Source organism: Brevibacillus formosus (assembly GCF_003013405.1).
GTDB classification, from domain to species: domain Bacteria; phylum Bacillota; class Bacilli; order Brevibacillales; family Brevibacillaceae; genus Brevibacillus; species Brevibacillus formosus.
The window spans coordinates 380872-406744 of the sequence record NZ_PXZL01000001.1 but is presented as its reverse complement, the minus strand read 5'-3'; the positions used below and the strand labels follow the sequence as shown (position 1 = coordinate 406744).

Below are 25873 nucleotides of genomic sequence, written 5' to 3'. Positions count from 1 at the left end.
TGTTTCATATCCTCCCTAAAGCAGTACGTAAGGGTCGACGTCAATCGTCATCAATACTTTCTGCTGTTTGTTCCATTCTTCAAACGCAGCCGTCGCCTGAGCGAGCAGGTCTGACAGTTGCGGTTCATCACGATATTTTAGCATGATCTGAAAACGAAATCTATCCTTCACCCGGGCAATGGGCGAAGCCACAGGGCCCAAGAGGATCGTCGTCTGTGCCAAACGCTGCCGCAAATAGTCAGCCATCGTATGCGCACCACGGATCACAACAGGTACCTCCTCGTGGCTGAACGTAATTAATACGAGACGGAAGTACGGCGGGTAGCCTGTTCGTCTGCGCTGCATCATTTCATCCTGATAAAATGCGGGATAATCATGCTTGGTCGCATGAACAATGCTGTAATGCTCCGGCGTATACGTCTGAATCACGACATCTCCGTCCAGCTCATGCCGTCCTGCCCGTCCACCTACCTGCGTCAAAAGCTGAAATGTCTTCTCGGCTGCACGGAAGTCAGGCAGATGCAAGGATGTATCCGCGGCAATGATTCCCGCCAGCGTCACGCGTGGAAAATCAAGCCCCTTGGCAATCATCTGCGTACCGAGCAAAACGTCGCCTTGACCCGAGCGGAATTTGTTTAGCAGCTCTTCGTGAGAGCCTTTTCGCGAGGTCGTGTCCACGTCCATTCGGATGACCCGGATTCCAGGGAAAAGTTTTGCCAGCTCGGCTTCCACCTTTTGCGTTCCCGTACCAAAAAAGCGTATATGCTCACTTTGACACTCCGGACAATGCTTAGGCTGTGCGATGGTGTATCCACAGTAATGGCAGCGCGCCGTATGATTCGTTTTATGATAAGTAAGCGAGATATCGCAATGAATACAACGCATCGTATAACCGCAGGAGCGGCACATGACAAAGGTAGAGAAGCCTCTTCGGTTAAGGAAAATGACCATCTGTTCTTCTTTTGCCAATCGATCCGCAATCATCTCATGCAGCTTCCGGCTGAACATCGAACGATTCTGGGCCTGAAGCTCCTCGCGCATATCCACAACATGTACCTCTGGCATCGGACGATTCCCGACACGCTCCGGCATGCGCAACAGCTCGTAGCGGCCTCGCGTAGCCAGTGCATACGTCTCCAGAGCAGGAGTCGCGCTTCCCATGACAAGTACACCCTGATTCTCTTTCGCTCGCCACAGGGCTACTTCCCGTGCATGATAGCGCGGCGTCTCTTCTTGCTTATACGAGCTCTCATGCTCTTCATCAATGACAATCAAACCAACATTCCGAAACGGAGCAAAGATGGCAGATCGGGCACCTACCACCACTTTGACTTGATTTCGAATGATCTTGCGCCACTCGTCATAACGCTCTCCTTGTGACAACGCACTGTGCAAAACAGCTACGTCTGCACCAAAACGGGCTTTGAAGCGCTCCACCATTTGGGGAGTCAGTGATATTTCCGGAACGAGAAAGATCGCCTCGCGCCCTTTTTCCAACGTGCGTTCGATCGCTTCGAGATACACTTCTGTCTTACCGCTTCCGGTAACGCCGTGCAGCAAGTAAGAAGCATACGTTCCTGACTCAATCGATTGCAAGATAGGGGTCAGTGCCGCTTCCTGTACGGGAGTAAAGACGGGTTTTTGCTTATCCTGGAATCGTCGATTGGCGTACGGGTCCCGGTACACTTCCACTTGTTCAATAGCGATCCAGCCTTTTGATTCCAGGCTTTTTAGCGGAGAGCGGGTAATTCCGTATTCATCCCGCAGCATTTGTACAGATAAGGATTGCTCCTTGTGCATGAGCATCAGTTGAAGGACACGGCGCATTTGCTCTGCCCGTGCCGGCAACGAGCCAATCGCTTCTTCCAGCTTACCCTCATCCAATAAGCTTCGGACAAATGATTGCTGCTTGCGGGTAATTCTGTCCCTTACTTGATACTCCGTAGCGAGCAAACCGCTCTGTATCCAGCCTGGAACGAGCAAATACTCCTCCGCAAATTGTTTCTCCACTTCTGAGAGCGGAATTTGCCGTTTGCGAAACAATTCCCATAGAAGCCCCGATCTCCCGCATGCCTCTTCGTCTAATGCATCTGTCGCCGTCAGCCACTTCTCCGACTTCCCTTTCAGCACAGCCGGAAGCATCGCCTGTACAGCCGTTACCCACGGACACAAATATTGCTTGGACATCCATTCGCTCATCTTTAGCAGCTCTGGCGTAAGAGGAGGAGTATCGTCTTGTACCTGTACGACATCCTTTAGTCGCGAACGATCTGGTATGGCTTCATCATCCTCTACGATCCCGATGACATAGCCTTGCAGTTGACGGGGACCAAACGGAACAACGACGCGGCTGCCAATGCGAATCAGTGGACGCAACCAAGGCGGAACATGGTAATCAAAAGGTCGATTCGTTCGATTGACCGGAACGTCCACGATAATTTGGGCAATCATGACAGGTCTCGGAGCGGTCTATGCTCTTGCACGGCAAGAACAGCATCAAACAGCTTGTCTGCCACAGCCCGCTTGCTCAATTTATCCAATGCCAATTGCTCTCCGCCACGGGTTAGCAAGGTCACGATATTTGTATCGCTCCCCATACCTGCTCCCTCAAGCAATACATTATTGGCTACGATCATATCGAGATTTTTTCGCTCCAGCTTGGACTGGGCATGCTGTAACACATTTTGGGTCTCTGCTGCAAAGCCTACGACAAATTGCTTCGTTTTCCGCTCACCAATCGTCTTTAAAATATCGGGTGCTTTCTCCAGCGCAAGTTCGAGTGGACCATCACCCTTTTTCATCTTATGTTCAGCTACATGCTTTGGTCGATAATCGGAAACGGCTGCTGATTTGACGACGATGTCACAGTGCGGCAACTGCTCCATGACGGCATCAAACATTTCTTGTACCGATTCTACCGCGATGAATTCTACTCCATCAGGACGTGCCAGGTTAGTCGGCCCACTGATGAGTGTGACCTTCGCCCCTCTGTCTCGTGCCGCTTCCGCGATAGCGTAGCCCATTTTTCCGGAAGCATGATTGGTTATGTAACGAACGGGATCAATTTTTTCACGAGTCGGTCCCGCCGTGATTAGTACGTGCTTGTCCTGCAAATCTTTTTCTCGGACCGTCTGTCTTGTCTCATCGGAAGCAAACCATTGTCGCACAGCTTCGACGATTTCCTCGGGCTCCGCCAAACGCCCTTTGCCAATCCAGCCACATGCCAAAAGCCCGACACCGGGTTCAACAAACCGATAACCATACGCGGTAAGCTTATCCATATTGGCGATAACCGCAGGGTGATTGTACATATTGACGTTCATGGCAGGCGCGACCATGACAGGCGCTTTCGTAGCCAGTACAGTCGTCGTCAGCATATCATCCGCAATGCCATTCGCCATTTTGCCAATCACGTTAGCCGTTGCTGGCGCGATCAATACGAGATCAGCTCGATCAGCCAGTTCAATATGGCTAATCACATGCGGGTCTGACTCCGTAAACGTATCTGTATAAACAGGCAGGTGAGACAAGGCTTGAAACGTCAAAGGCTGAATAAACTGTAAGGCGCTCTCTGTCAAAATGACATGCACCAATGCACCTGCCTGTGTCAGCTTGCTGGTCAGTGCAGCAGCCTTATAAGCAGCGATGCCGCCAGATACCCCAAGAACAATTCGTTTTCCTGCAAGCGAATGCATCTGCACTCTCTCCTTTCTCCCCTATCCGAAATCCGAAAAAAACAACCTCGTGAGGTTGTTTTTAAAGGTGAATGCTTATTTGCGACCGTCCAAAAACTCATGAACGAGCTCGTCGGAAATGAACTCTTCCAGTGCCAAACCTACAAACTTTTTGGATTTTGGTCTCACCACTTGAATTTCGCTGTTTTCGCGAAGCTGACGCGCGCGCTTGGATGCGACTGTTACCAGGATGTACTTGCTCTCTGCCTTTTCGGTCAATTCGTCAATAGATGGATACAACATAATTCTATTCAACCTCCTGTAACCATTTGCGATATTTGTGAACCTGACGATCTTTTTTCAGATGCTCCGCTGTAATAATCGCTTGGATACGATCGCAAGCCGATTCGATGACGTCATTGACGACTACATAATCGTAGTGATCCATGAGCTCGATTTCAGCACGCGCCACTTCCATACGTTTGCGAATGATCTCTTGTGATTCTGTCCCTCGTCCCACGATCCGGTTTTCCAGTTCGTTTAAATCAGGCGGAGCCAGGAACAGGAATGTACCTTGCGGGAAACGCTCTTTCACTTGAAGAGCACCCTGAACTTCAATCTCAAGAATGACATCGCGCCCCTCATTGAGCATATCGTCCACGAACTGACGAGGTGTTCCGTAGTAATTTCCTACGTATTCTGCCCATTCCAGAAGAGCATCTTCTTCAATCATCTGCTTGAACTCTTCCTGGCTTTTAAAAAAGTAATTAACTCCTTCCACCTCTCCGGGACGCGGCTGGCGTGTGGTAGCGGAAACAGAATACACCAGATCAGGCATCACTTCACGAAGCGCCTTGCATACTGTTCCTTTTCCCACACCAGCTGGTCCGGAAAGAACCAAAAGGAGACCACGATCAACCATACTCATTGTTTACACTCCTACTTTATTCGTCCGATTCGTCATCCTTCGTTGTCAAGCGCTGCGCCACTGTTTCTGGCTGTACCGCTGACAAAATCACGTGATCGCTGTCTGTAATAATGACCGCACGTGTACGTCTCCCATAGGTCGCGTCCACCAGCATGTTGCGATCGCGCGCTTCCTGAATGATCCGTTTGATAGGAGCGGACTCCGGACTTACAATTGAAATAATGCGGTTGGCATTGACGATGTTGCCAAAACCGATATTGATTAGCTTGATTGCCATGACGGCCCAGCCCATCCTTTCATGCTACTCAACATTCTGTATTTGCTCCCGCATCTTCTCCAGTTCTGTCTTGATCTCGACAGCCAAATGCTGAATGCGCAAATGATTCGCTTTTGAAGCAATCGTATTCGCTTCCCGATTCATTTCCTGGAGCAGAAAATCCAGTTTTCGACCAATTGCTTCTTCTTTGCCTAATTGATTGGCAAACTGTTGGCAATGACTGTCTAAACGGGTCAACTCTTCACTAATATCACTTTTATCAGCGAAAAAGGCAACCTCTTGCGCTACACGAGCAGGGTCCAATTCAAAAGGTGTCAAACCGGCCCACTCACTTACGCGTTGCTCAAGTCGGCCCTTGTAATCTTCCCTACAAAGTGGGGCCAACTGGGAGATCTCCCGCGTCCATGTGTTGACGGCAGTCAGGCGACTGGCTAGATCAGCGTGCAGCAGTTTCCCCTCGGTCTCTTTCATCGAAACGAGATCCATTGCCGCGCCCCTGACCAGGTCTTGGAGCCACTCTGCCAGCTCCTCCACATTGTCCTCTGACTCTTTGGTATGTATCACGCCAGGAAAGTGTAACAGATCCTTGACGGTTAAAGGCGTCTCTAGCGAAAAACGCTGAGTCATCTCGCGGGAAATGGAGACTAGCTGTTCAGCTACATCCCAGTCAATGTCCATGACCGCAGCAGAAGAATTTTTCCCTTCCACTGAGACAGTGACATCGACACGCCCTCTTCTGACATACTGTGCGACCAGCTTACGAATCGAATCCTCAAGCATATTTAACGCTTTGGGCAGGCGCACGACAATCTCAGAAAAACGGTGATTCACCGCACGAATCTCGACTGTTGCTCGAATGGAGCCTTTGCTATCTTCTTTTCTACCGTAACCAGTCATGCTTCGAATCACAAGTTTTCACTTCCATAGACGCAAAATCGTTAATTTATTATAGGAGACAACTCTTGGCAGTGTCAACCGAAGCAACCCCACCACGATGAGATTCCTCCTTGCTCCGACTTATGCTACACTGTGACTGGCAGCTCTCTATCTATTATTCTAGCCATTTTTTTGATCTGAGGTGACCTTTGTGGCATTTGATGGCGTAGTAACCCGCTCCGTAGCGTGGGAATTACATAAACTGGTAGGAGGACGCATCTCGAAAATCCACCAGCCGCACCATAGCGATATTGTTATGCAAGTACGGACACAAGGAGAAACGGTAAAGTTCCTCCTGTCTGCAAACCCGACCTATCCGAGACTTCATATCACGACAGAAGAATTCACGAATCCACTGGAAGCTCCGATGTTTTGCATGCTATTGCGCAAGCATTGTGAGGGCGGCGTAATTGAATCTGTGCAGCAAATCGGGATGGAGCGAATCATTCACATCGACGTGCGTACCCGGGATGAGCTGGGTGACACGGCGGTCCGCCGAATTATTGTAGAGATCATGGGCAAGCACAGTAACATCATCCTCATCGATCCCGCGACCGGAATGATTTTGGATAGCGCCATGCATGTGACGCTCGCCATTAGCCAGTACAGACAAGTTACGCCTGGCAGACCTTACGTCTCTCCTCCAAGCCAAGATAAACGCGACCCTCTCACTGTAACCGAGCAAGCGTTTATTTCTTCCCTCGACTGGAACGGCGGTCGTTTGGACAAGCAAATCGTAGAAGGCTATACCGGGATCAGTCCGTTGTTGGCAAAAGAAATTTTGCACAGAGCCGGCCTCGCGAATCGCGAAACACTCTGGGCTGCCTTTTCACAGGTGATGAAGGCAATCAACAATCATGAGTATGTCCCTTCCATTGTTGAGGCAAACGGAAAAGCGTATTTTCACGTCGTTGAGCTGACACATCTCTCTAGCGGGGTCACCACCCCCTATCCTTCTGTCCAAGAATGCTTGCAGGCATTTTACGAAGGAAAGGCGCTCCGTGACACCGTCAAGCAGCGTGCGCACGATTTGATTCGTTTTGTCACCAGTGAGCGCAATAAAAATGAAAAGAAAATCGAGAAGCTCGAGCAAACACTGCAAGATGCGCATGAAGCAGATCAATTCCGTCTGTACGGTGAATTGATCACCGCCAATATGCACCAAATGAAGCGAGGGGATCGCGAGCTCGTCACAGTCAACTGGTATGACGAAGCGGGAGATACTATCACCATTCCGCTCGACCCGTTGAAGACCCCGTCGGAAAATTTGCAGTCGTATTACAAGCGGTATAACAAGGCCAAAAATAGCCTTTCTATCGTAAGTGAGCAGATTGAGCAAGCGAAGGCTGAACTCTTGTATTTGGATGGAGTATTGGTTCAACTGGAACATGCCACCTTAAAAGATGCCGAAGAAATTCGCGAGGAGCTCGTGGAGCAAGGCTACATGCGAGATCGTAAAAAACGCGGTCCGCGCAAGAAAAAAGATACCAAACCAGAGCTGGACACATACCTTTCATCGGACGGCATTGAAATTTTGGTCGGCAAAAACAATAAACAAAATGAATACTTGACCAACAAGCTCGCATCGTCGCAAGAAACATGGCTGCACACCAAGGATATCCCCGGGTCCCATGTCGTCATTCGCGCTCGGGAATTTTCGGATGAGACATTGCTTGAAGCAGCGAATCTGGCGGCTTATTTCAGTCGTGCCAAAGAAGGAAGTCAAATCCCCGTCGATTACACACTCGTCAAGCATGTAAAAAAACCGAGCGGTGCCAAGCCTGGCTATGTGATATACGAGCAGCAACGAACGCTGTATGTGACACCGGATGAAGCATTGATCCGCCGTTTAAAATCAAACACCCCTTCTACGAATAGTGCGACTACGTAAGTTCATACTAAGAGCATGAAAGGTGGTGTTCGCACTTTGAACATCGTTCTCAAGCTCTTGTTTAACGGAATCATTGCCATTCCAGGGCTTTGGTGGTCGGGTACGTCCCTTATGTTTGCAGTGCTCGCAAGCGTGATTGTCAGTTTACTGGGTTATGTACTGGATTTGACAATCCTCCCACGTACGAACAATACGTTTGCGAGCTCCGCTGATTTCTTGTTCGTGTATGCCTCCTTGTGGCTTGGCTGTTATTTGTTTGGTCAGACCATATCCTTATCTGGTTTGTTGTTGACGGCATTTGCCATTACGGTGGTCGAATACTTTTTCCATGGTTACCTGCAACGGCACGGTGTCCATCATTCTAAACATCCAGGCTGAAGCATCATTTCTATTTTGGAAGGAGGATCAGGATGAACGTCATTGGTATCATCCAGACCGATCTTAACGAATTCAACGTGCTGTTTGAACAGCAAGGCGGAAAGGAACAAGGGCAGCAATCACAAGACAGCGGACAAAACAACCAACAAGACCAAGACAGTGACTCGATGTTTCTCAGCTTTCTTGATGAGCAACCGAGTTCAAATGAACACAGCGGGCAAGGGAACAGCCAAGGTGGGCAACAGCAAAATGGCGGCGGCCCGCAAGAGCTGACCGTTCGCATTAAAGGAATTCCCGAGGGACAAAAAGCAAACTTCCTGCAAATGTATCAAATTCTTCAAGACGCCCAAGACTCCCAAACACTTGAAAAAGACCTGACTATTGTCGATCACGGAGATCAAGACCAAGGCTCCCAAAAACAAGGGCAGGGTCACAGCTCGGGCAAACAAAACAAAACCACTCATTAATTGAGGCACAAAAACAAAAACCACCTGGAAGCAGATTCCAAGTGGTTTTTGTTTTTGTGCTATCGGCAATTCATTGCATTCATAAACGGCCAAGTCCCCGCTCTGCCGTTGACCTCATGTTTCTATAACCTGCGCTCACACAGGTGGGCGACCCTTCTGCACTTCAGCCTTCCCATGCATCCAAAAAGGAGGTGGGCCTGACATCCATCACAGTTTCCGTCTCCCAAAAAACACGTATAAGGTTAGAAACATTTACGGCCTATCGTACATCGCAGGATCTTGATATCCCTACTTTATCACAGAATGGTCCATTGCTCAACGGATAAAGTTCCCTTTGGACTTTTTCGAACGCAAAATCACCTGTACATGAACGAAGCATTCCACTTCCAAAATAAATCGCTACGTCCGCTTTACCTTCGCTTGTACAAGTGTCTGAAATTCAGGACGTGCGATCAGGGACGGCTGCTGTTGCTTTTCCCAGGTGAGAGCGTATTCTAGACCGTTTGCCTGGCAGCGTCCCAATCCTTCTTTGGTTACAGCATATGCTTGTTTCGGCAGGCAACGTACCGCAGCAACCAATTTTTCAACCTCACTTTCGACTTGACTGGCTTCTACCGCTCGATAAATCAAGCCGATTTCCTCCGCCTTTTTCCCTGTAATCCTTTCTCCCAGCAGTGCGAGCCGCTTCGCCCACGCTGTACCAACAAGTCTCGGCAAAAGGTATGTCCCGCCAAAATCCGTTGTCAGACCGATCTGAACAAAAGGCTCCTGCAACAGCGCATCTTCCGTCGCAATGACAAAATCAGCATGCAACGCCAGATTGAGTCCCGCTCCGACGGCTACTCCCTGGATAACGGCAATCACAGGTTTTGGCATTTGATGCAAATTGGTGATGAAATCATTAATGATCGTCAATGATTGATCAGCGTCACTCTTATCCGTCAGCGCAGTTAACACGCCCAAATCAGCACCGGAGCAAAAGTTCCCTCCTGCTCCTCGCAAAATTAGCACATCGACTTCCTCATCTGTTGATGCTTTTGCAATCGCGTCCTGCAAAAGCGAAAACATTTCTACCGTCATCGCATTGAGGACATGTGGTCTGTTTAGCGTAATCGTGCAGATTCCACCGGCTTTTGTTACGATCACTTGCGTATGATAATCCTGTTCCATCATTTTTCTCTCCTTTCCTATGAAGAAGCGGCAGGAATAATTCCCTGCCTATACAGCCTGCTCAAATCTTCCTCTGTGAGGTTCAGCTTGCGTTTGAGCAGCTCGTGCGTGTAATCGGTGTGCCATGGGGGTGACAACCTCTCTGTCTTGTAACGATGCGCGAAGCCCTCCTCTTGATCGAGCGACTTCTTTTCCAAATAAGGAAGCGTATACGCTATCTCCCTGTTCGCAACATACGGGTTGTCTGCCCATTTTTCCCAATCTTCAACAGCGGTCAGACAGCAATCCACTTCACTTCCCAGCTCACTCCACTCAGCTTGGGTTCTGGACAGAAACAGTGCTTTCATGTCGTCAAACACATCTGGATGCTCTGCAACGCTCGCCAGGTGGTATAGCTCCCAGTCTGCTCTTCCTACCGCGCGGCAAAAATTGAGCCAGAACTTCTCTTCCAGCGCAGCAAGTGCGACATACTGACCGTCTGCTGTCTCAAAAACCTGGTACGCCAACAAATTCCCTTTTCTGGTCTCCCGTCCAATCGAGGAGCTGTATGACATAAACAGTGCATGCAGCCCTGTCCAAGAACTAAACAAGTCAGCCGACGATACATCCAAATATGCTCCTCGTCCTGTCCGCGCACGTTGAACAAGCGCCGCGCATATTTGTTCACTGGCATACAGACCGAGCGCGTAATCAGAAAGCGGAATATCAGCAACGACAGGCTTTCCTTCCAGATCGCGAACCAGCGAGAGAAATCCGCTTACTGCCTGGACATTCAAATCATGCCCCCCTATTTGGTATAGCTCCCCGCTTTGACCATAGCCCGTCACAGAGCAATAAATGACCGCAGGGTGCATCTCCCACAGGCGATCGTAATCAAGTCCCAAATGCCGCATCACACCTGGTCGGTAGCTTTCCACCACGACATCAGCTTGTCTGGCCAGAGCAAACGCGAGCGCTTTTCCCTCATTTGTCCGCAAATTCAAGGAAATGCTTTTATGATTGCGATGTGAACGCAGGTAAAACGCTCCCGTCTCTCTAACTTCAGGTTGAGTAGGCCTGGTTAACATTGAGTGAGCTTTGTCGTGAAACGGTTCCACCTCGATGACCTCTGCCCCTAAATCAGCAAGGCGCATCGTACAAATCGGACCTGGAAGATGGCGAGAAAAATCAACGATCGTCACTCCCGTCAACATGATTTGACTCCCCCTTCACCGACTACACTCTCTTGTAATTCGAGATGAACGAGTGTTCACCCTCTTTTTTAATAGAAAATTCAAACAAATACAAAAAGCCGCCCCAGGCGGAACGACTTTTTCAAGAGCAGTTATTTGATAAACCGGAGAGTGAGCGGGTAACGGAATTCTTTTCCCTCATTCGCTTTCACCGCAGCCATGATAACGAAGATCGCCCAAAAAATAAAAAGGGCTCCCAATAATAGTGCGCCGATAAAAATGATAATCAACAAACTTGAAATTGCCGCATAAATCGTCACCGAGATGCTAAAATTCAGGGCCTCTTTTCCATGCTGATAAAAAAAGGCTCCCTCTTCACGCTTGATCAACCAAACGATTAAAGGTCCTAGTACATTGCCGAACGGAACGACAAAACCAAGGAAGGCAGATAGATGTACAATCATCGCCCACATTCGTTCCTCTTTCCCATTCAGGAATTGCATATCCATACCTCCATTAATCCTTTTCCTTTATTGTACGACAAATTGCGCAAAACTTGCGAAAAAACGAAAAAAGCGCCGTCACGGCGCCTTTCTCTATTAATATTTGCCATCGTGACTTCCACCGTACCCGCCACTAGAGGAACCGTAACCATCATAGCCTCCATAGTGGCCACAATGTCCGTGTCCATAGCTACGACCGTATGGTTTACAATACGTTTTGTAGTGTGGCTTGTAGTAGCAATGCTTTTTGTACACTTTCTTTTCGCAGCATTTATAGCATCTGCGACGAGATCTTCTGCATCCGCAACTCATTAACCTCACCCCCTCCTGTTCGTTACATCTACAAGGTATGTAGGTGAAGACATATCGGCATGGTCATAAGTCTATACACGAGTCAAAATCAGCGGATGTCTCGTAGGCTATTTAAGTAGTAGGAGTGTTCAATCGCTGATTAGATCGCGCTTTTTCCGACTTTCGAACACGATGCGCAAGTATTCAAAACCTATCGTCAATAGAAGGGAGGGCATGAAGCCTGTATACCGGGTCATACTAATTCAGATGACAATTCCTTAGGAAGAAGGTGCCTTCGTGGGAGAACACAGCCGTTTTCGTGAAGGAGAAAAGTCTCCGAAAAATGCCGTATACATGGAGATTGGTGAGTCCGGTGCAAGCGTGCAGAACCCGATGATCATCGAGCTTTCCAGAGGGGAAAAGTTCCCCGCTACACGAAATAAAAATCGCGTATGGACGCAAAAGTAAAGATTGCAAAAACCAACCTGGCACCATGCACAAGGTTGGTTCTCTTTTTTCCTAATTGTCGTCGTCTTCGTCGTCGTTTTCTTCCTCTTCGTCTTCTTCATCGCCGCTCAAGTAAATAATGGTGACACCCAAGCTCTCCAATAACGAAAGGACTTCTTTGTTCAACTCCTGATCCATGAGCAACCCCAAGCTTTCCACGAGCTCGAGCTCTTCCAGTTCGCCCTGTTCAGCATCCTCGATCAGTTCTATGATTTCGGTCATTCGCTTTTTTTCCAATACGGCTACGAGTTCATCTCTTGTCATAAATGGTTTTACACCTCATTTTCTACTCTCTATGCTTTATAATAGTACATAAACGAACCATTGAAAACCAAGCAGTGAGGTGAAGATCACCATGTATCCGCAACCGTATCTGGATTATTTGATCCAGTTTCATGTAGAACGCGATTATTTTGAGTGTCATGAGATTCTTGAAGAGTATTGGAAAAGCGCTCCTCCACATGAACGTCAGCCAGTGTGGGTCGGTTTGATTCAAATCTCCGTCGCTCTTTATCACCAGAGACGCGGGAATCAGTCAGGTGCCATCAAAATGCTTACGAGCGCCATTTCCCTTGTCAAAAAGCATCATCTAGACATCCAAAAGCTTGGGTTGGATAGTGACAGTTTGGCAAGCCTGCTTGAAGAGCGCCTGATGGAAATGCAAAATGGTCAGCCCTATCGAAGCCTTTCCTTGCCCATGTCCGATGCTTTGAAACAGGCGTATCAAGAGGCTTGTACGATGCAAAACTACCCTGAACATCGGGATAGCGATATGCAAGACGCCTATTTGCTGAATAAGCATACCTTAAGGGACCGAAGCGACGTTTTGGCAGAACGCCAGCACCAGCTAAAGATGCGCGAAGCACGTCGAAACAACGAGTCAAACTAATCCGCGTACAACTGCAAATAACTGGCTGGGACAGCATCGCTCAAGCAATAGTGCTCACCCACTCGGTAAAAGCAAATGCCGGCTTCATGGGCTTTCTTTGCATTCACAGTGACGAGGCGCAATGTGTCTGTCGACTCTCCAATATGCTCCGGCCTATCCGCAAGCTGCACATACTCACTGGCAATCGGCAACAGGCCGCCAGTGAGTACTTGTTTTAATAACTTTCGATGTGTCCCGTAATAGAGAACGTCAGGTGGTACGATCTCCATGAGCCTGCTTTTTGCAATCGAGGGCAAAAAGCCGTAGGTAACACGAATGAGTGCTCCTCCGTCCCATTCGATACTCCGCTCCGGATCGAATTCCACGACTTGATGAAGATCTTGCCTGGTTATGTATGCGCACCCTTTTAGCGTATGAAGATATTCCAGCAACGGCTCAACTGGGGTATACCCATACGTGTCATAGTAGAGTTGAAATGCTTCACTGTTTTGCCGAAGTATACTAAGCAATCGCTTGCGAAGTCTCGTTTCTTCATGAATCGCCAGCATCATTTTCGCCCTCCTATCCGGTCAATAAATCCAGAGAACCACAGCTAGTGCGAGACCCAAATCCGCGAACAGATGACTAAACCAGTTTGGATATATCGAAGGAAACATTCCTTTCATCCATCCCCAAATCAGCCCTGCGCCAAAAACCATCGATGTAATGAGCAAGCCGTTTCGAAAACCAAATAGGATCGTAGAGATAATCAGGTGATACAAGGAATAAAAAAAGCTGGAAAGAAAAATGGACATCAATCGGGATAAGGATGCACGCAATCGCTGCAATACGAAGCCTCGCCAGAACAACTCTTCCAGCAACGAGTTAATGAAAACGAGGTAGAAGGAAAAAAGCCAAATCCAGCGGCGCTCAATCCCCCATGCCTCCATGCCTGCTCGAACGGCTTCAGGTCTTCCCGGTTCCTGCAGGAGCAACCATAGTCCAGCCAGCACTCCCGTCAACATCAGAATGCCAAGCGCCAGTCCGTATAAAGTACCCTGCCATTCAAAACTTCCCCACGCGAAACGCCAGTGCCTTCGCAAATCTCCCTCCCACCATCCGTGAATGACGGGGATACAGATGCAAACGAGAACATGAAAAGAAAAGAACGTGATAATGACGCTATGCTTTTCCACCAGTCCGTAAAAGATCGTGAGTGTGGCAGCAAATCCATACACGATCAACAGTAGTAACGTTCGTTTTCGCGCCATTTACGAATAGCTCCTTTTGTGCGTAATGGCCGCAGTATTGGGTTAGTTTGTCCGTTATGAACACGAAGAATACCCACAAAGACAATAAATATACAAGCGGTTGCATGAATGCTATACTAGAGAAATGGCTTTTTATCAAATGAATCGATCGGTTCGAATTTTTACCTATCTAACGAATGTTTGGAGTGGCTCTCATGTTATGGCGTAATCGTACCTTTCTGCTTTTAATGAGCGGAGAGATCGTCGCGGGAGCGGGCATGTGGATTTCGATTATTGCCAATCTTGCGTTTATGCAGAAACTCGTTCCTTCTGACACGGTGAAGGGCTTGATTCTGATGTGTGGATTGGTGGTCAGCATTCTCCTCGCCCCAAAAGCGGGTGTGGTGATTGACATGTACGACAAAGGCAAAATCATGCTGTTTGCCAGTGTGGTCCGAACACTCAGCCCAGTCTTTATGTTCCCAGCTCTTGCAAGCGATTCTCTTCTGTGGATGATCGTATCTTTGATCGTGATGCAATGCTCCGCTGCTTTTTATTTTCCGACCGTGCAGGCTTCCTTGCCAGCCATCCTTTCCCAGGACGAGTTACTCAAGGCGAACAGCGCATATTTGAATATCTCTACCCTCTCGCGCATTGGAGGAACAGCCATCGGTGGTATACTCGTTGCATCCATGGACCTGTCCATGCTGTATGTGTGCTCTATCATCGCGTATGCAGTACTCGCTGTGGTCACTCTCTTTCTCCGTATTCCGCCAGTCACTTCTCGGAAGATTCAGGAAAAAGTGGAGTTTCGCGAAGTACTGACGATCTCGCGACAGGACCCGGCTCTGTTTGTCGGATTGATTAATAATGGATTGATCACCTTGTTCCTTGGCGGTGTGAACCTGATGATCCTGAACTTTAGCGAGCTGCAACAGGAACCTCAGCTCATGGGATGGATCTATGCAGCAGAAGGAATCAGCATTTTGATTGGGGGACTCTTGGCAAAACGTTGGATAGGCCGCAGAAACCTCGTGGCAGCGTCCACCATCATGCTCTTTTTCTTCGCGCTTTCCCAGTTTGGCATGTCATTCGCCGATAACAAATTCATGGTGCTTGCTTCCTTCTCCGTGTTCGGCTTTGTCGTTGCTTTCTTCTTCCCGGTCATCGCAACAATTTTTCAGAAGCGCCTACCTCCACACCAGCAAGGGCGATTCTTTTCTTTCAAAAGCATGCTAGATCGTGGATTTTTCTTGTTGGCTCTCGCGATTACAGGAGTTGGGCTAGACCTTCTCGGTATTAGCGGCTATCTCCTCTTCATCGGCTCGGTGACATTGCTCTTTGGCTTGTTGACTTTCATTTACAGTAAAAAGCATAAGCTGGATGTTCGCTCCCACGATGAAGCAGCTGCCTAGAATCGGTATGGAACGTACCATGACAAACGCTTTCCCCAGGCCATGCTTTGGTGTACACTAGTGAAAGTATGTTGAACACTTATGGAGGCGTTTTTCCATGCAGATACTGTCCTCTCCCGTTTTGGGAATCCTGCTGCCTCTTGTGATGGCTATTGCAGTGATCTTTTTGAGAATGCGTCGGCAAAAAAAGCCGGCTTCTGCAAAAAGCATTATTTTGCCACCATTCTTTATGGCGACAGGGTTTGCGATGTTCTTGTTCCCGGAGGCGCAATTACCGCCCAAGTTTGATATTGCAGCCTTCGTGGTTGGGCTTATCTTTTCTATTCCGTTGATTATGACTTCACGCTTCGAAATTATCGGGGAAGATGTTTATTTGAAACGGTCCCGTGCGTTTTTCTTCATTTTGTCCGGTCTGTTGGTCATCCGGCTGATTATTAAACTGGTGATCAATGATAGCTTTACACCGTTTCAAACAGGTGGACTGTTCTTCTTGCTCGCATTCGGTATGCTCGTGCCTTGGCGTATCGCGATGCTGGTGATGTACCGGAATTTAACCAAAAAGACGTTTGGCACCTAATAGAAAACCACCTCCAATGTGAGGTGGTTTCTTTCATTACTCAGTCATCAAAAAAGAAATCTGCATTCGCTTCACATCTGTTTGATACTCCAGAGCCACTCGGTAATTCGTAAGGCTTCTCTTTCCCGCAAAGATGAATGGAATACCCATCTATCGGAAGTTGATCCCTGGTAATGGTTTTGATTTCTTTCCCCAGGATCACATATTTTTGCCGATACTCGTCAGCATCCTTTATCCGTTCTCCATCGAATCGAAGGGTATATCCTACATATGGCTGTTCCAGAGACAGGTTTCGGACCTGAACCTCATCCAAAACTTCAAAAAATCTCGAAGCCTCAACAAATTCCACATATTCTAACCCTTCCACACCAATTTTCTCAGCGCGGATTGTATAGCGATTTGTGTCAGCAGAAAAATGGATATCATAATAAATAGAGTCCTTTTCTGAAACGCTGACTACATTATAGTACAAGCGATCTAATTGACCATTTTTTTGATAATTCGCCTTAAAATATACCAGCCGTGCATGCTCGTCGATTTTGAGTTGATCCCGTATCGTCATCCAATCGTTCGCGAAATTAATTTGAAACATATTGTCACTGGCCGCAACTACATCTCTTGGACGTTCAAACAGATCCCTCTCCACTGCTGGCAAAATCAAATTCAGGATGAGGAAACATGCTAAACCGAGATAAGCGGAACGTTTTTTTGTTTTCACATTCGTCATTGGACGGAATATCAAAAGAAATAGCAAAAAGCCTAAAGGTAACGGAGTCTCGTTTACCTTAAAAGTAAATGCCCCTAACCAAAAATATCCGACAACTTTCCATCCCAAGTTTGACTCGGTTTCTTCACGTTTTTGGTAAATAAAGACTAACAGACCAATTAGGATTATGGTTAATAAGATACTCATTATGAGCATCCTCTATCACCTCTACTTTCTCTTCTGTCTTGTATTTTATCTTCACTTTAACGTTTTTTCACCCAAATTTCACCATCTCAGGAATTGGTATCTAGCGATCGGAGAACGTAGGACATAAAAAAACAAAAACCCTCTCCGATTGCGAGATGGTTTTTGTTTGAATGCTTCGCCATCACTTTTCATTTTTTAAAATCAACATAAAACGGATGCTCCTCTTCTCGCAAACACAACTCAATCCATTGCCGGAAGTTTTTCCAGATGACCATCTCCAGCGCTTTCTCCTACTCTAAACACTATTCCAGCGCTCTTAGAAAGTAAGAGCCTCCACCAATCTTATACTCGCTATTCTTGCTTGCTCCTGCCAGCCTCGCAAAAAACGGTCTTTGCCCGCGATTTTTCCATGCAGTCTGCGCCAATCCCTCCCCAGTCGGCTGGCAAAGCACTACATTTCCTCCCGGAAGTTCAAATGCTTGGCAGATGGCCCCCAGTTCTTTATCGTGAAATTTTTCGCCCTTCTCCCACCCAAACCAGCTTTGCCAACGTGCTGTTGCTTCTTCCAAATCCGTCACGGCATACCCTACAGACTTGAGATGGGCTGCACCGTTCGGATGTGCGGAAATGATGCCACGATTCGTCAAATCTTCTCTTCTCTCTTCATCCGTTTGCGACCATTCAATGAGAAATGGCGGGAGAAGAGCACTATCTGCATCTTCAAGGAACAACATCCGCCACCGAAGCGTCGTGCCATCATCACGCGTACGACTTCCTGGAACAGGTCCAGTAACCTGCAAGCCTTGGCCTCGCAGGCGCTCTGCCCACGCATCCATCTCGTCGGTCCGAAGCGCAATCTGACCAAAGCCTTCTCCTTTTGCTTCATCCTCGATGCATTGACGTACGAGCGGATTCTCTGACTGTCGGGCAAGCTCCTCGTGTTCAACCGCCAAAAATTCAACATAAGAAAGCCCGAAATAACTAAGGCTATTCCATGTCCCCCAAGACGAATGACGCCCTCCAGCTACTGCATGAAAACCCGCTTGGCAAAATTGTTCCGCTGCTTCCTGAGGAGTCCGATGTACAAAATGAACCAAATGATCAAAAGTTAATCGCACCTTTTTTCGCCCCTTTTTCGTATTACTTATAGGATATCAAACTTCATTTATGTAAGGATAGAAAGACAAGGGGGAAAAATGAACGAGAACAGATCAAGCCGGATACATGCTCGGCGCAAGCGCTCACGCAGAAAATGGGCACGTGTGGGAAAGAGCACGCTCCTATTTAGCGTGTTGGCCATCTTCATCGTCGGAACCTACTACCTATTCCAAACTGCCATAGATGGAAAACATGCCAGCCCGAATACGCAGCCTACTCCTGACAATACCGCGAACCAGAAGACTTCTGTGCAGCTCACCTTTGTCGGTGACATCATGATGTCAGGAAATGTTGAGAAAACCTTACTCGCAAACAGCTTTGACTACCCATACAAACATGTAAGCTCGCTCTTTTTGCAAGATGATATCACCATTGCCAATTTGGAGACGCCGATCACGGCCACAGGTGTTGCCGCTCAAAACAAGGAGTATGTCTACAAATCATCGCCACTTGCTGTTCCTGCCATGAAAACCGCCGGGATTGATGTGGTGAATCTCGCTAATAATCACTCGATGGATCAAGGAGTTCCGGGATTGCTGGATACCTTTGACGCTTTGGACGAAAACCGGATTGAATACGTCGGCGCCGGTAAAGATGCCAGCCGTGCCTATTCACCTGTATTCATAGAAAAAAACGGCATCAAAATCGCGATTCTCGGCTTCAGCAGGGTCATTCCCGAAACGAGCTGGTTTGCAGGAGATTCCCAGCCTGGTATGGCCGCTTCCTATGATCCTACACTGGCAGTGAAAGCGATCCAAGATGCGAACAGCCAAGCGGATCTCGTGGTGGTGATTGCACACTGGGGCAAGGAACGCTCCGATTATCCCGTCGATCATCAAAAAGAGCTGTCCCGTGCCTACATCGATGCTGGTGCAGATTTGATTGTCGGCGGTCATCCCCACGTACTTCAAGGCTTTGAACGATACAACGACAAATGGATTGCGTACAGTCTTGGCAATTTCATTTTCACACGATCAAACGAACCCAAGACTTGGGAAACGATGGTCCTGCAAGCAAACTGCACCAAAAGCGGTGATTGTGAGCTGACGATGCTGCCGTTTCACGCAGAATTGGGACAAGCCGTACCCATGAATGAAAGCAACGGTGCCGCCCTGCTAGAACGAATTGAATCCATTTCTGAGAGTGTTGACATACGAAGTGACGGGCGTGTGCAGCCACGTGCAAAAGCGGCGGAGACTGCCCCCTGACAAAAGAAGCCATACTTACGCAGATTCAAGAATCGGGAAGCAGCGCACTTCTAAGCCAAAATCCTTTTTCAATAAGGACTCGTGCTCTTCACTGATTCCTGTCACGATCAAACCTGCGCGCAAGACGCCACCCAAGTCGAATTGGACCTTTAATTTATGCACGCTCACTCCTGCCTGCTGAAGGAAATGCAAGACACGATCTGGCGTCGCAGTATGACATGAGCCCTCAAGATAACATAGGACGTGTTCTTCCGAGTCCACCGAGACTCCAGCTTTGTCAGCCGTCTTCTCTTTCCAGGTAGGATGCGGCGTGAATGGCTGTGTCAATAAATAGGCCAAATCCTCCACGACTGCACTTGCTGTAGGCAGCTCTCCTGCCCCTCTTCCTGTAAACAACAAGTCTCCCACGATGTTGCCGGATAGCTGGACAGCATTAAACGCGTCGTGGATTTGCGCCAACGGATGGCTCAGCGGAAGCATGGTTGGTTCAACAGATAGGCGAATTCCTTTTTCAGCTTGATTCGCCTGCGCGATCAGCTTGATCCGGTACCCCAGCTCGCTCGCAATCCGAATGTGACCTGCTGACAAATCTGCAATTCCTTTGCGAACAACATCCGCTAAAGGCAGCGATTCTCCGTAAACAAGCTGTGTCAAGATATACAATTTGTACATAGCATCAAAGCCTTCTACATCCGAACGAGGGTCTGCTTCCGCATAGCCCAGCTCCTGCGCTTGCTTGAGCACTTCCTGGTAAGAGAGCTGCTCTGCTTCCATTTTCGTCAAAATGAAGTTCGTTGTTCCGTTGAGAATACCGCGAACGCCTTGGATATCGTTCGTTCGTAGGAACTGCCTCAGCACGCTCAAGATCGGGATGCCCCCTGCCACACTGGCTTCATAGGCAAGATGCACTTGATGCTGATTTGCCAAATCAACTAGCTCTGTTCCTTTTTTCGCCAGGAGTTCTTTATTGGCAGTTACCACATGGCAGCCTTTTTCGATCAAAGCACGGACGTAGTCATAGGTAGGTTCTACACCGCCCATGACCTCCACCACGATATCCACATCGCTCCTTAATACATCTTCAAAGTCTGTTGTCAGTAAAGCTGGGTCGACATGAACCGCCCGCTCTTTTTCCGAGTCACGCACCAATGCCTTGACGATCTCTATTCGTTTTCCCAGACGAGAAGCCAGCTTCTCCTGTTGTGAACGGATTGTCTTGATTACACCTCCACCCACTGTCCCCAATCCCAATAATCCCACGCGTACCACTTCTGCACTCATCCTGACCACCCCATACCCCGAATTTTAGATAAAAAGAAAAGCCATCTTCGATAAGAAGAAGGCTTGTTAGCAGTCATGCTCCCCCTCCTTATCTCCCAGGACGTATATGTCCTGCAGGAATTGGCACCTTGTCACAAAATATGCGTGACGGTTGCCGGGCTTCATCGGGCCAGTCCCTCCACCTCTCTGGATAAAGAAAATATGAAATTAAAAAAACCTTCTTCAATAAGAAGAAGGTTCATCTACTAATGGAGTAACCCGCTTCTTATCTTTCGAGACGAAACGTCTCGCAGGAATTGGCACCTTGTCGCAATATGCAACGGTTGCCGGGCTTCATCGGGCCAGACCCTCCACCTCTCTGGATAAGAACCTTTTATGCTGTTGAGCTTTATTCTAAGAAATTCCAAGGCAAGCGTCAACAAAATTCTTTCTTTTCTGATTGCAAGCTGATTGGGCAAGGCTTTCGGTGAGCTTTCCTATAATCCTTGTGGCGAAGTGGTTGCGCCCTCAGATTTTACCATCCCCCAAATACCGCTCTTTTAAAATGGTAGTGTGGTGAGCTTCATGTCCAGCAATCAAATAGGCCAACGTCCTAGCAGATAGCTTGTTCCCGTTGGCAATTCCTGTACGCACCCATGCTTCTGGAGAGATTCCTCGCACCTGCGCGATGGTGGAAGCACGAACAGCCTTATATTCTTCCAGTAAATCAGACAGGTCTCTTAGCTGAAAACACCCTTGTTCGACAAAAGCATTCTCATCAAAACCGACGAGGGGTGTCTGATCTCCTCTCGCGATTCTCAGCAAGCGATAGCTCATGATGCGTTCTGTATCCATGAGATGACCCAAAACCTCTTTAACCGTCCACTTGCCTGGTGCATACCGATAATCCATTTTCTCGGGCGCAAGTGACGAAAATAACCCGACTTGCCTCTCTCCTTGCTGCGTGAGGATTGTTTGTAGCTCCCCCTCCGGTACAAGACCAATATAATAGTCAAAGTAAGCAGAGTATTCATCGCGCTCTGGTCGTCTGAGCATGTGTTCTCACTCCTCAGCATTCAGTTTCAATAGACAAATTGCTATGTAAGCCTTCAAACAACAGGACCCTTGCCGGGGCTGCATCCGTGCCGATCAGCTTGAGTGGTGCAGCTACCAGAAAGTACTCGCCTGGCGGGACCTCTGCTAGCCGCAAGCCTTCCACGACAATGACTCCTGCTGCAAACAGCTTTTTGTGTGTGGGGTGTCCTTCCTGGCTGCGTTCAATCCCAAGAGCATCGGTGCCAATGCCCCGCACCCCCAGCTCACTTAAATATTCCGCACCTTCCTCTGACAGAAAGATGAATTCAAAAGAGAACGCCTCTTCAAAGGAGTTTTTCGTTTTAAACAGAACAAAATCTCCTCGCACAAGATCGAAGCTCTCCAAGTCGGCGCGAGTGATCCTGTCTTCTACCGCTGTGAGATCGAGAACTTTGCAATTGCCCACTAGCTTCTCCAAGGAGATACTCTCAAATGTATCGCCAGCATTCACCATGTGCAGAGGAGCATCTACATGGGTACCCGTGTGAAGGTCCATGTCGATTCTCGATTCTGTTACATAACCATTGGTAGCCGTACGTATTATCGGTTGCTTTTCCGGCTTGTTTTTATACACCGTCATTCCTTCGTACACCGCGGCGGTAACATCATACATTTTCATCTCAAACGCCTCCCCTTTTCCTACTATTCTTTTCGATCCGCTGGAAAAACAATCCCCATCTGTCTTCTCGCTTCATCCATGACCTGCATGGCCATTTTGGAGATTTCATGCGAATTCGTTGCAGATTGTCTGGCCCCGCTCCTCGCCAAGTGTAGGAACTCTCTTATTTCATAATGCATGGTCTTCGGTGTTTGAGGTCTTGTCACTTGCTCGATTCGCCCGTCCCTGTAACGAATGTCCACTTCTTTAAGATGGTTGATTCGATCGATCACCATCGTAGCGTCCTCCCCTTGAATTTCTGCTGGCTGATAGGAGGTCGTAATTTTCGAGAAGCTAACGATTGCATCCATCTCTCGATACTTCAACAGCATACTGCCTTCTCCGTCCACTCCAGAATCAAGCACAATTCCTTCTGCTTTGATGCCGTCTGGTCTGCCAAAAAGGATGAGTAACGGATAAAGACAATAGATACCGATGTCCATCAAGGCTCCGTTTGAAAAAGCAGGATCAAAAGCACGTAAAACCTTCCCTTCGCGATACGCGTCATAGCGCGAAGAATACTGGCAGTTGCTAGCAATAAAGCGTCGTACTTTTCCCAGCTTGTGCAGGTTGTCTTGTATCGCAAAAAAATTAGGCAACAGCGTTGATTTGACAGCCTCCATGAGCAGCACGTCATTTCTTTTCGCAGCTTCGATCATTTCTTCTACCTCAAACGCATTAGAAGCCAGTGGCTTTTCACACAATACGTGCAGCCCCGCGTCCATGCACTGGATCGCTTGCTCCGCGTGGCAGGAGTTGGGGCTCGCAATATAGACTGCGTCAATATTTTTGCTTGCAGCCATTTCTTCTAGGCTGCTATAGGCGAATGGAGCATGATACTTTTCAGCGATTTCCTTGGCGCGTTCGATGGTACGTGAATAAACAGCCTGAAGAGAAAATCCTTCTACTTCTTGACCAGCCTGGATAAATTCCTCGGTGATCCAGTTCGTTCCGATTACGCCAAATCGCATCTCATCCGCTCCCTTTTCTTTTTTCTACCTTGTTGCAGTGACTGGCACTCGTTCCTCGACCTTATCCAGCCACCACACGAATCCGTCCACAGCAAGCAATTGCTCTGCGGCCGTCGGTCCGAATGAGCCAGCCTCGTACGTAAAGAGCGGCACCAGATTCTCAGCGAAGGCTTCCAAAATCGGTGTCACCCACTCCCACGACAGCCGGACCTCATCCCAATGCGCAAAGTAAGTGGAATCCCCTCGGAGTGCATCGAACAAGAGCAGCTCGTACGCCTCTGGCACGTCTTTTGTCCCTGCACTAAAATCTACCGTCACCGGCTCAATCTTACCGCTATTTGTCGGATTCTTACTATTTACTTGCAGGGCAATACCTTCGGTCGGATTCACGCTGATGATCAATAAATTTGGCGATGTCGTTTCATTTTGCTCCTCATACAGCTTTTCGTGCGGATTTTTGAACTCAATGACGATCCTGGTTGATTTCTCTTGCAGTCTTTTTCCCGTGCGAATATAAAAAGGTACTCCTTGCCAAAACGGGTCATCAATCCACACACGAGTGGCAATATACGTTTCTGTCATGGAAACTGGATCGACACCAGGCTCGTCCCTGTAGCCAGCTACAGGCGTTCCTTGAATATGTCCTGCGCTATACTGACCGCGAATAACGTGGGTGCCGACTTCTTCTTTCTTCATCGGACGCACGGCTGCCATCACCTTGCGCTTTTCTTCGCGGATATGAGCGGATGTGATTCGCTTCGGAAGCTGCATGGCGATAATCATGAGCATTTGCAGCATGTGGTTTTGGAGCATGTCGCGCAGTGCTCCGGCAGGTTCGTAATATCCAGCCCGATCCTCGACGCCGACCGTTTCATTCGCCGTAATTTGCACATTAGCGATGTACTGATTGTTCCAGAGGGCCTGAAAGACTGGGTTCGCGAATTCGAGAGCCTCGAGGTTTTGCACCATCGGTTTTCCCAAGTAATGGTCAATGCGATATATCTCTTCTTCCGAAAATGCTTTCCCCAGCTTTTCATTCAATTCTTCGGCGGATTGCAAATCATGTCCAAATGGCTTTTCAATGATCAGACGCTTCCAGCCTGTCGTTGAACCTAGTCCGCTGGCCTTGACATTCGTTGCAATTCCCTCGAAATATTGCGGAGCCACTGACAAGTAAAACATCCGGTTTTGCGGGATTTGCAGCTCTTGCTCTCTTTGCAGGACCAGATCATGTAACGCTACATAGGCACGCGGTTCCGTGACATCTACTTCCGCATAGCGACAAGCAGACAAGAAAGCGTCTAGCTCGTGGGAATCAATCTGGGCACGACGGGAAAACGCATGAACAGACTGGCGAACAGATTCCTGAAATTCGTCATCAGACCACGCCCTTCTCCCCACGCCAATAATCGAAAAGGCAGCAGGCAACTTTTGATCTACATATAAATTAAAGAGCGCAGGGAAAATTTTGCGTTTGGCTAAATCTCCTGTCGCGCCAAAAAGGACAAAGGTCATCGCTTCCATCTATTTTTTCATTCCCTTCATACGTCCGACGTGATGATGTTTTTTTGTCGTTACACTGTTATTATTCGAGAAAATCACTGCTTTATCAATATGCAGTGTTACGAACGACGCAAGATTGCACGTACCGGACTTCCATCTGCTTCTACCAAAGGCAGGGGCAGTGCGATCAGTTCATAATCACCCGGTTCCACATGATCGAGCAGAAGCCCCTCCAAAATATGAATATCATGCTGGTGAAGCCCATGATGAGCAGCCAGTTCCTTGCTGTCCAGCGGATCGACAGATGGGACATCCACTCCGATCAGCCGAATGCCTTTTTGGGCGAGGAACGCTGGCAAGTCCGCTCGAAGATGACAGATGGTTGGCGGAAACTGCTTGGGGTCGCTCCATGATAATGTTTTGAGCAGCAAGCGCTCCACCCCCTCCAGATCAACCTGGGCAAAATCTTCTGGGCCAATGCTGGGACATCCAGTAAGCTCTACTACTCTTGCCTCTCCAATATACAAGTCTAGAGGCAATTCAGCTATTTTTCGGCCAGCGTCATCGAAATGAAACGGAGCATCCACATGGGTCCCTGTGTGAACACTCATGGTTACTTTACCGACATTGACTGAGCCACTCTCCGCCTTGGGCCAGTTTACGACATAGTGAAAAGGAGTGTCCCCTGGCCAGGTCGGCATACCTGCCATGAACGGACGGGATATATCTATTATTTTCATCATGTATCCTCCACCTCCTAGCAACAGTGCATACCTATACTCAGCGTACAAAAAAGTCTGTAT

The 25873-nt window shown here is 48.2% G+C and carries 28 protein-coding genes, 1 other RNA gene and 2 riboswitches; of the genes, 8 read left to right on the top strand and 21 right to left on the bottom strand.

All coding sequences use genetic code 11. The features are described from left to right. Positions 1 to 15: 15 nt before the first annotated feature. The 6 genes from priA to C7R91_RS01855 all read right to left on the bottom strand — a co-directional run bounded on the left by priA (position 16) and on the right by C7R91_RS01855 (position 5788). Positions 16 to 2451: a primosomal protein N' gene (priA, locus tag C7R91_RS01880; RefSeq protein ID WP_047068193.1), complete on the bottom strand. Its 2436-nt coding sequence runs from the start codon at positions 2449 to 2451 to the stop codon at positions 16 to 18. Continuing rightward, the gene (gene coaBC, locus C7R91_RS01875) at positions 2448 to 3695 is read right to left on the bottom strand and encodes a bifunctional phosphopantothenoylcysteine decarboxylase/phosphopantothenate--cysteine ligase CoaBC (RefSeq protein WP_047068195.1); all 1248 of its coding nucleotides are present in this window, start codon (positions 3693 to 3695) and stop codon (positions 2448 to 2450) included. Before coaBC ends, priA begins: the two co-directional genes overlap by 4 nt. A gap of 75 nt (positions 3696 to 3770) precedes the next feature. Next, entirely contained in the window at positions 3771 to 3977 is a 207-nt protein-coding gene (rpoZ, locus tag C7R91_RS01870) for a DNA-directed RNA polymerase subunit omega (protein ID WP_016742004.1), read from the bottom strand. Positions 3978 to 3981: 4 nt separating this feature from the next. Next, positions 3982 to 4602, bottom strand: coding sequence for a guanylate kinase (gene gmk / locus C7R91_RS01865; RefSeq protein ID WP_047068199.1), 621 nt, complete (start codon positions 4600 to 4602; stop codon positions 3982 to 3984). Positions 4603 to 4618: 16 nt separating this feature from the next. Beyond that, positions 4619 to 4879, bottom strand: a complete 261-nt coding sequence (gene remA, locus C7R91_RS01860; RefSeq protein ID WP_015891999.1) for an extracellular matrix/biofilm regulator RemA — start codon at positions 4877 to 4879, stop codon at positions 4619 to 4621. A 24-nt stretch (positions 4880 to 4903) separates the two neighbouring features. Continuing rightward, positions 4904 to 5788, bottom strand: coding sequence for a YicC/YloC family endoribonuclease (locus tag C7R91_RS01855; protein ID WP_047068201.1), 885 nt, complete (start codon positions 5786 to 5788; stop codon positions 4904 to 4906). A 178-nt stretch (positions 5789 to 5966) separates the two neighbouring features. Between C7R91_RS01855 and C7R91_RS01850 the strand changes: the two genes are divergently transcribed. The 3 genes from C7R91_RS01850 to C7R91_RS01840 are packed head-to-tail and all read left to right on the top strand — an operon-like array spanning position 5967 to position 8551. Next, positions 5967 to 7706, top strand: coding sequence for an Rqc2 family fibronectin-binding protein (locus C7R91_RS01850; protein WP_047068203.1), 1740 nt, complete (start codon positions 5967 to 5969; stop codon positions 7704 to 7706). Positions 7707 to 7742: 36 nt separating this feature from the next. Then, a complete protein-coding gene (locus C7R91_RS01845; RefSeq protein WP_047068205.1) occupies positions 7743 to 8084 on the top strand; it encodes a DUF2512 family protein in 342 nt (113 codons plus the stop codon). 32 nt (positions 8085 to 8116) lie between these two features. Continuing rightward, entirely contained in the window at positions 8117 to 8551 is a 435-nt protein-coding gene (locus tag C7R91_RS01840; RefSeq protein WP_047068207.1) for a hypothetical protein, read from the top strand. Between the two features lie 90 nt (positions 8552 to 8641). Here the strand turns inward: C7R91_RS01840 and ssrS are convergent. The 4 genes from ssrS to C7R91_RS01820 all read right to left on the bottom strand — a co-directional run bounded on the left by ssrS (position 8642) and on the right by C7R91_RS01820 (position 11396). Further along, a non-coding RNA gene (gene ssrS, locus C7R91_RS01835) (6S RNA) lies at positions 8642 to 8832 on the bottom strand. Positions 8833 to 8950: 118 nt separating this feature from the next. Beyond that, complete coding sequence (locus C7R91_RS01830) at positions 8951 to 9721, bottom strand: enoyl-CoA hydratase/isomerase family protein (RefSeq protein WP_047068209.1); 771 nt, start codon at positions 9719 to 9721, stop codon at positions 8951 to 8953. Positions 9722 to 9738: 17 nt separating this feature from the next. Next, positions 9739 to 10914: a CaiB/BaiF CoA transferase family protein gene (locus C7R91_RS01825; RefSeq protein ID WP_047068211.1), complete on the bottom strand. Its 1176-nt coding sequence runs from the start codon at positions 10912 to 10914 to the stop codon at positions 9739 to 9741. Between the two features lie 131 nt (positions 10915 to 11045). Next, positions 11046 to 11396 (bottom strand): DUF4870 domain-containing protein, encoded by a 351-nt coding sequence (locus C7R91_RS01820; protein WP_047068213.1) that lies wholly within the window; start codon positions 11394 to 11396, stop codon positions 11046 to 11048. 588 nt (positions 11397 to 11984) lie between these two features. On the opposite strand from C7R91_RS01820, the gene C7R91_RS01815 reads away from it, so the two are divergent. After that, the gene (locus C7R91_RS01815) at positions 11985 to 12155 is read left to right on the top strand and encodes a YjzC family protein (protein WP_017249478.1); all 171 of its coding nucleotides are present in this window, start codon (positions 11985 to 11987) and stop codon (positions 12153 to 12155) included. A gap of 51 nt (positions 12156 to 12206) precedes the next feature. Here the strand turns inward: C7R91_RS01815 and C7R91_RS01810 are convergent, their stop codons facing one another. After that, a complete protein-coding gene (locus tag C7R91_RS01810; RefSeq protein ID WP_047068215.1) occupies positions 12207 to 12458 on the bottom strand; it encodes a hypothetical protein in 252 nt (83 codons plus the stop codon). A 91-nt stretch (positions 12459 to 12549) separates the two neighbouring features. Between C7R91_RS01810 and C7R91_RS01805 the strand changes: the two genes are divergently transcribed. Then, positions 12550 to 13083 (top strand): DUF309 domain-containing protein, encoded by a 534-nt coding sequence (locus C7R91_RS01805; RefSeq protein WP_047068217.1) that lies wholly within the window; start codon positions 12550 to 12552, stop codon positions 13081 to 13083. Here C7R91_RS01805 and C7R91_RS01800 read toward each other — a convergent pair. Both C7R91_RS01800 and C7R91_RS01795 read right to left on the bottom strand, forming a co-directional pair. After that, complete coding sequence (locus C7R91_RS01800) at positions 13080 to 13634, bottom strand: RNA 2'-phosphotransferase (protein ID WP_236697800.1); 555 nt, start codon at positions 13632 to 13634, stop codon at positions 13080 to 13082. The genes C7R91_RS01805 and C7R91_RS01800 overlap by 4 nt on opposite strands. 18 nt (positions 13635 to 13652) lie before the next feature. Then, positions 13653 to 14333 carry a CPBP family intramembrane glutamic endopeptidase gene (locus C7R91_RS01795; RefSeq protein ID WP_047068221.1) on the bottom strand — a complete coding sequence of 227 codons (681 nt, stop codon included), beginning with the start codon at positions 14331 to 14333 and terminating at the stop codon, positions 13653 to 13655. Between the two features lie 194 nt (positions 14334 to 14527). On the opposite strand from C7R91_RS01795, the gene C7R91_RS01790 reads away from it, so the two are divergent. Further along, positions 14528 to 15727 carry an MFS transporter gene (locus C7R91_RS01790; protein WP_047068223.1) on the top strand — a complete coding sequence of 400 codons (1200 nt, stop codon included), beginning with the start codon at positions 14528 to 14530 and terminating at the stop codon, positions 15725 to 15727. Between the two features lie 97 nt (positions 15728 to 15824). Then, positions 15825 to 16304 (top strand): CcdC family protein, encoded by a 480-nt coding sequence (locus tag C7R91_RS01785; protein ID WP_047068225.1) that lies wholly within the window; start codon positions 15825 to 15827, stop codon positions 16302 to 16304. A gap of 40 nt (positions 16305 to 16344) precedes the next feature. Here the strand turns inward: C7R91_RS01785 and C7R91_RS01780 are convergent, their stop codons facing one another. Both C7R91_RS01780 and C7R91_RS01770 read right to left on the bottom strand, forming a co-directional pair. Continuing rightward, the gene (locus C7R91_RS01780) at positions 16345 to 17217 is read right to left on the bottom strand and encodes a hypothetical protein (protein ID WP_236697801.1); all 873 of its coding nucleotides are present in this window, start codon (positions 17215 to 17217) and stop codon (positions 16345 to 16347) included. Positions 17218 to 17519: 302 nt separating this feature from the next. After that, positions 17520 to 18335: a VOC family protein gene (locus tag C7R91_RS01770; protein WP_047068230.1), complete on the bottom strand. Its 816-nt coding sequence runs from the start codon at positions 18333 to 18335 to the stop codon at positions 17520 to 17522. Positions 18336 to 18413: 78 nt separating this feature from the next. Between C7R91_RS01770 and C7R91_RS01765 the strand changes: the two genes are divergently transcribed. Beyond that, positions 18414 to 19583, top strand: coding sequence for a CapA family protein (locus tag C7R91_RS01765; protein ID WP_047068232.1), 1170 nt, complete (start codon positions 18414 to 18416; stop codon positions 19581 to 19583). Between the two features lie 15 nt (positions 19584 to 19598). On the opposite strand, the gene C7R91_RS01760 is transcribed toward C7R91_RS01765, so the two are convergent. The 6 genes from C7R91_RS01760 to kynB all read right to left on the bottom strand — a co-directional run bounded on the left by C7R91_RS01760 (position 19599) and on the right by kynB (position 25810). Further along, positions 19599 to 20864 carry a homoserine dehydrogenase gene (locus tag C7R91_RS01760; protein WP_047068234.1) on the bottom strand — a complete coding sequence of 422 codons (1266 nt, stop codon included), beginning with the start codon at positions 20862 to 20864 and terminating at the stop codon, positions 19599 to 19601. 85 nt (positions 20865 to 20949) lie between these two features. Further along, positions 20950 to 21061, bottom strand: a riboswitch (SAM riboswitch). A 65-nt stretch (positions 21062 to 21126) separates the two neighbouring features. Beyond that, positions 21127 to 21233, bottom strand: a riboswitch (SAM riboswitch). Between the two features lie 138 nt (positions 21234 to 21371). Then, complete coding sequence (locus C7R91_RS01755; RefSeq protein ID WP_047068236.1) at positions 21372 to 21899, bottom strand: DinB family protein; 528 nt, start codon at positions 21897 to 21899, stop codon at positions 21372 to 21374. 13 nt (positions 21900 to 21912) lie between these two features. Continuing rightward, complete coding sequence (locus C7R91_RS01750; RefSeq protein WP_047068237.1) at positions 21913 to 22557, bottom strand: cyclase family protein; 645 nt, start codon at positions 22555 to 22557, stop codon at positions 21913 to 21915. Positions 22558 to 22580: 23 nt separating this feature from the next. Then, complete coding sequence (locus C7R91_RS01745) at positions 22581 to 23567, bottom strand: Gfo/Idh/MocA family protein (protein WP_047068239.1); 987 nt, start codon at positions 23565 to 23567, stop codon at positions 22581 to 22583. A 24-nt stretch (positions 23568 to 23591) separates the two neighbouring features. Beyond that, the gene (zwf, locus tag C7R91_RS01740; RefSeq protein WP_047068240.1) at positions 23592 to 25091 is read right to left on the bottom strand and encodes a glucose-6-phosphate dehydrogenase; all 1500 of its coding nucleotides are present in this window, start codon (positions 25089 to 25091) and stop codon (positions 23592 to 23594) included. A gap of 98 nt (positions 25092 to 25189) precedes the next feature. After that, positions 25190 to 25810, bottom strand: a complete 621-nt coding sequence (gene kynB / locus C7R91_RS01735) for an arylformamidase (protein ID WP_047068621.1) — start codon at positions 25808 to 25810, stop codon at positions 25190 to 25192. Positions 25811 to 25873 lie beyond the last annotated feature (63 nt).

What these genes read in the sequence shown, in the direction of transcription:
- C7R91_RS01760 (WP_047068234.1), bottom strand. Translation starts at nt 20,864, where the DNA reads ATGAGTGCAGAAGTGGTACGCGTGGGATTATTGGGATTGGGGACAGTG.
- C7R91_RS01840 (WP_047068207.1), top strand. Translation starts at nt 8,117, where the DNA reads ATGAACGTCATTGGTATCATCCAGACCGATCTTAACGAATTCAACGTG.
- remA (WP_015891999.1), bottom strand. Translation starts at nt 4,879, where the DNA reads ATGGCAATCAAGCTAATCAATATCGGTTTTGGCAACATCGTCAATGCC.
- C7R91_RS01780 (WP_236697801.1), bottom strand. Translation starts at nt 17,217, where the DNA reads ATGAGTATCTTATTAACCATAATCCTAATTGGTCTGTTAGTCTTTATT.
- C7R91_RS01785 (WP_047068225.1), top strand. Translation starts at nt 15,825, where the DNA reads ATGCAGATACTGTCCTCTCCCGTTTTGGGAATCCTGCTGCCTCTTGTG.
- C7R91_RS01765 (WP_047068232.1), top strand. Translation starts at nt 18,414, where the DNA reads ATGAACGAGAACAGATCAAGCCGGATACATGCTCGGCGCAAGCGCTCA.
- kynB (WP_047068621.1), bottom strand. Translation starts at nt 25,810, where the DNA reads ATGAAAATAATAGATATATCCCGTCCGTTCATGGCAGGTATGCCGACC.
- C7R91_RS01820 (WP_047068213.1), bottom strand. Translation starts at nt 11,396, where the DNA reads ATGCAATTCCTGAATGGGAAAGAGGAACGAATGTGGGCGATGATTGTA.
- rpoZ (WP_016742004.1), bottom strand. Translation starts at nt 3,977, where the DNA reads ATGTTGTATCCATCTATTGACGAATTGACCGAAAAGGCAGAGAGCAAG.
- C7R91_RS01795 (WP_047068221.1), bottom strand. Translation starts at nt 14,333, where the DNA reads ATGGCGCGAAAACGAACGTTACTACTGTTGATCGTGTATGGATTTGCT.
- zwf (WP_047068240.1), bottom strand. Translation starts at nt 25,091, where the DNA reads ATGGAAGCGATGACCTTTGTCCTTTTTGGCGCGACAGGAGATTTAGCC.
- C7R91_RS01745 (WP_047068239.1), bottom strand. Translation starts at nt 23,567, where the DNA reads ATGCGATTTGGCGTAATCGGAACGAACTGGATCACCGAGGAATTTATC.
- C7R91_RS01810 (WP_047068215.1), bottom strand. Translation starts at nt 12,458, where the DNA reads ATGACAAGAGATGAACTCGTAGCCGTATTGGAAAAAAAGCGAATGACC.
- coaBC (WP_047068195.1), bottom strand. Translation starts at nt 3,695, where the DNA reads ATGCATTCGCTTGCAGGAAAACGAATTGTTCTTGGGGTATCTGGCGGC.
- C7R91_RS01825 (WP_047068211.1), bottom strand. Translation starts at nt 10,914, where the DNA reads ATGTTGACGGGAGTGACGATCGTTGATTTTTCTCGCCATCTTCCAGGT.
- priA (WP_047068193.1), bottom strand. Translation starts at nt 2,451, where the DNA reads ATGATTGCCCAAATTATCGTGGACGTTCCGGTCAATCGAACGAATCGA.
- C7R91_RS01830 (WP_047068209.1), bottom strand. Translation starts at nt 9,721, where the DNA reads ATGGAACAGGATTATCATACGCAAGTGATCGTAACAAAAGCCGGTGGA.
- gmk (WP_047068199.1), bottom strand. Translation starts at nt 4,602, where the DNA reads ATGAGTATGGTTGATCGTGGTCTCCTTTTGGTTCTTTCCGGACCAGCT.
- C7R91_RS01750 (WP_047068237.1), bottom strand. Translation starts at nt 22,557, where the DNA reads ATGAAAATGTATGATGTTACCGCCGCGGTGTACGAAGGAATGACGGTG.
- C7R91_RS01755 (WP_047068236.1), bottom strand. Translation starts at nt 21,899, where the DNA reads ATGCTCAGACGACCAGAGCGCGATGAATACTCTGCTTACTTTGACTAT.
- C7R91_RS01800 (WP_236697800.1), bottom strand. Translation starts at nt 13,634, where the DNA reads ATGATGCTGGCGATTCATGAAGAAACGAGACTTCGCAAGCGATTGCTT.
- C7R91_RS01805 (WP_047068217.1), top strand. Translation starts at nt 12,550, where the DNA reads ATGTATCCGCAACCGTATCTGGATTATTTGATCCAGTTTCATGTAGAA.
- C7R91_RS01790 (WP_047068223.1), top strand. Translation starts at nt 14,528, where the DNA reads ATGTTATGGCGTAATCGTACCTTTCTGCTTTTAATGAGCGGAGAGATC.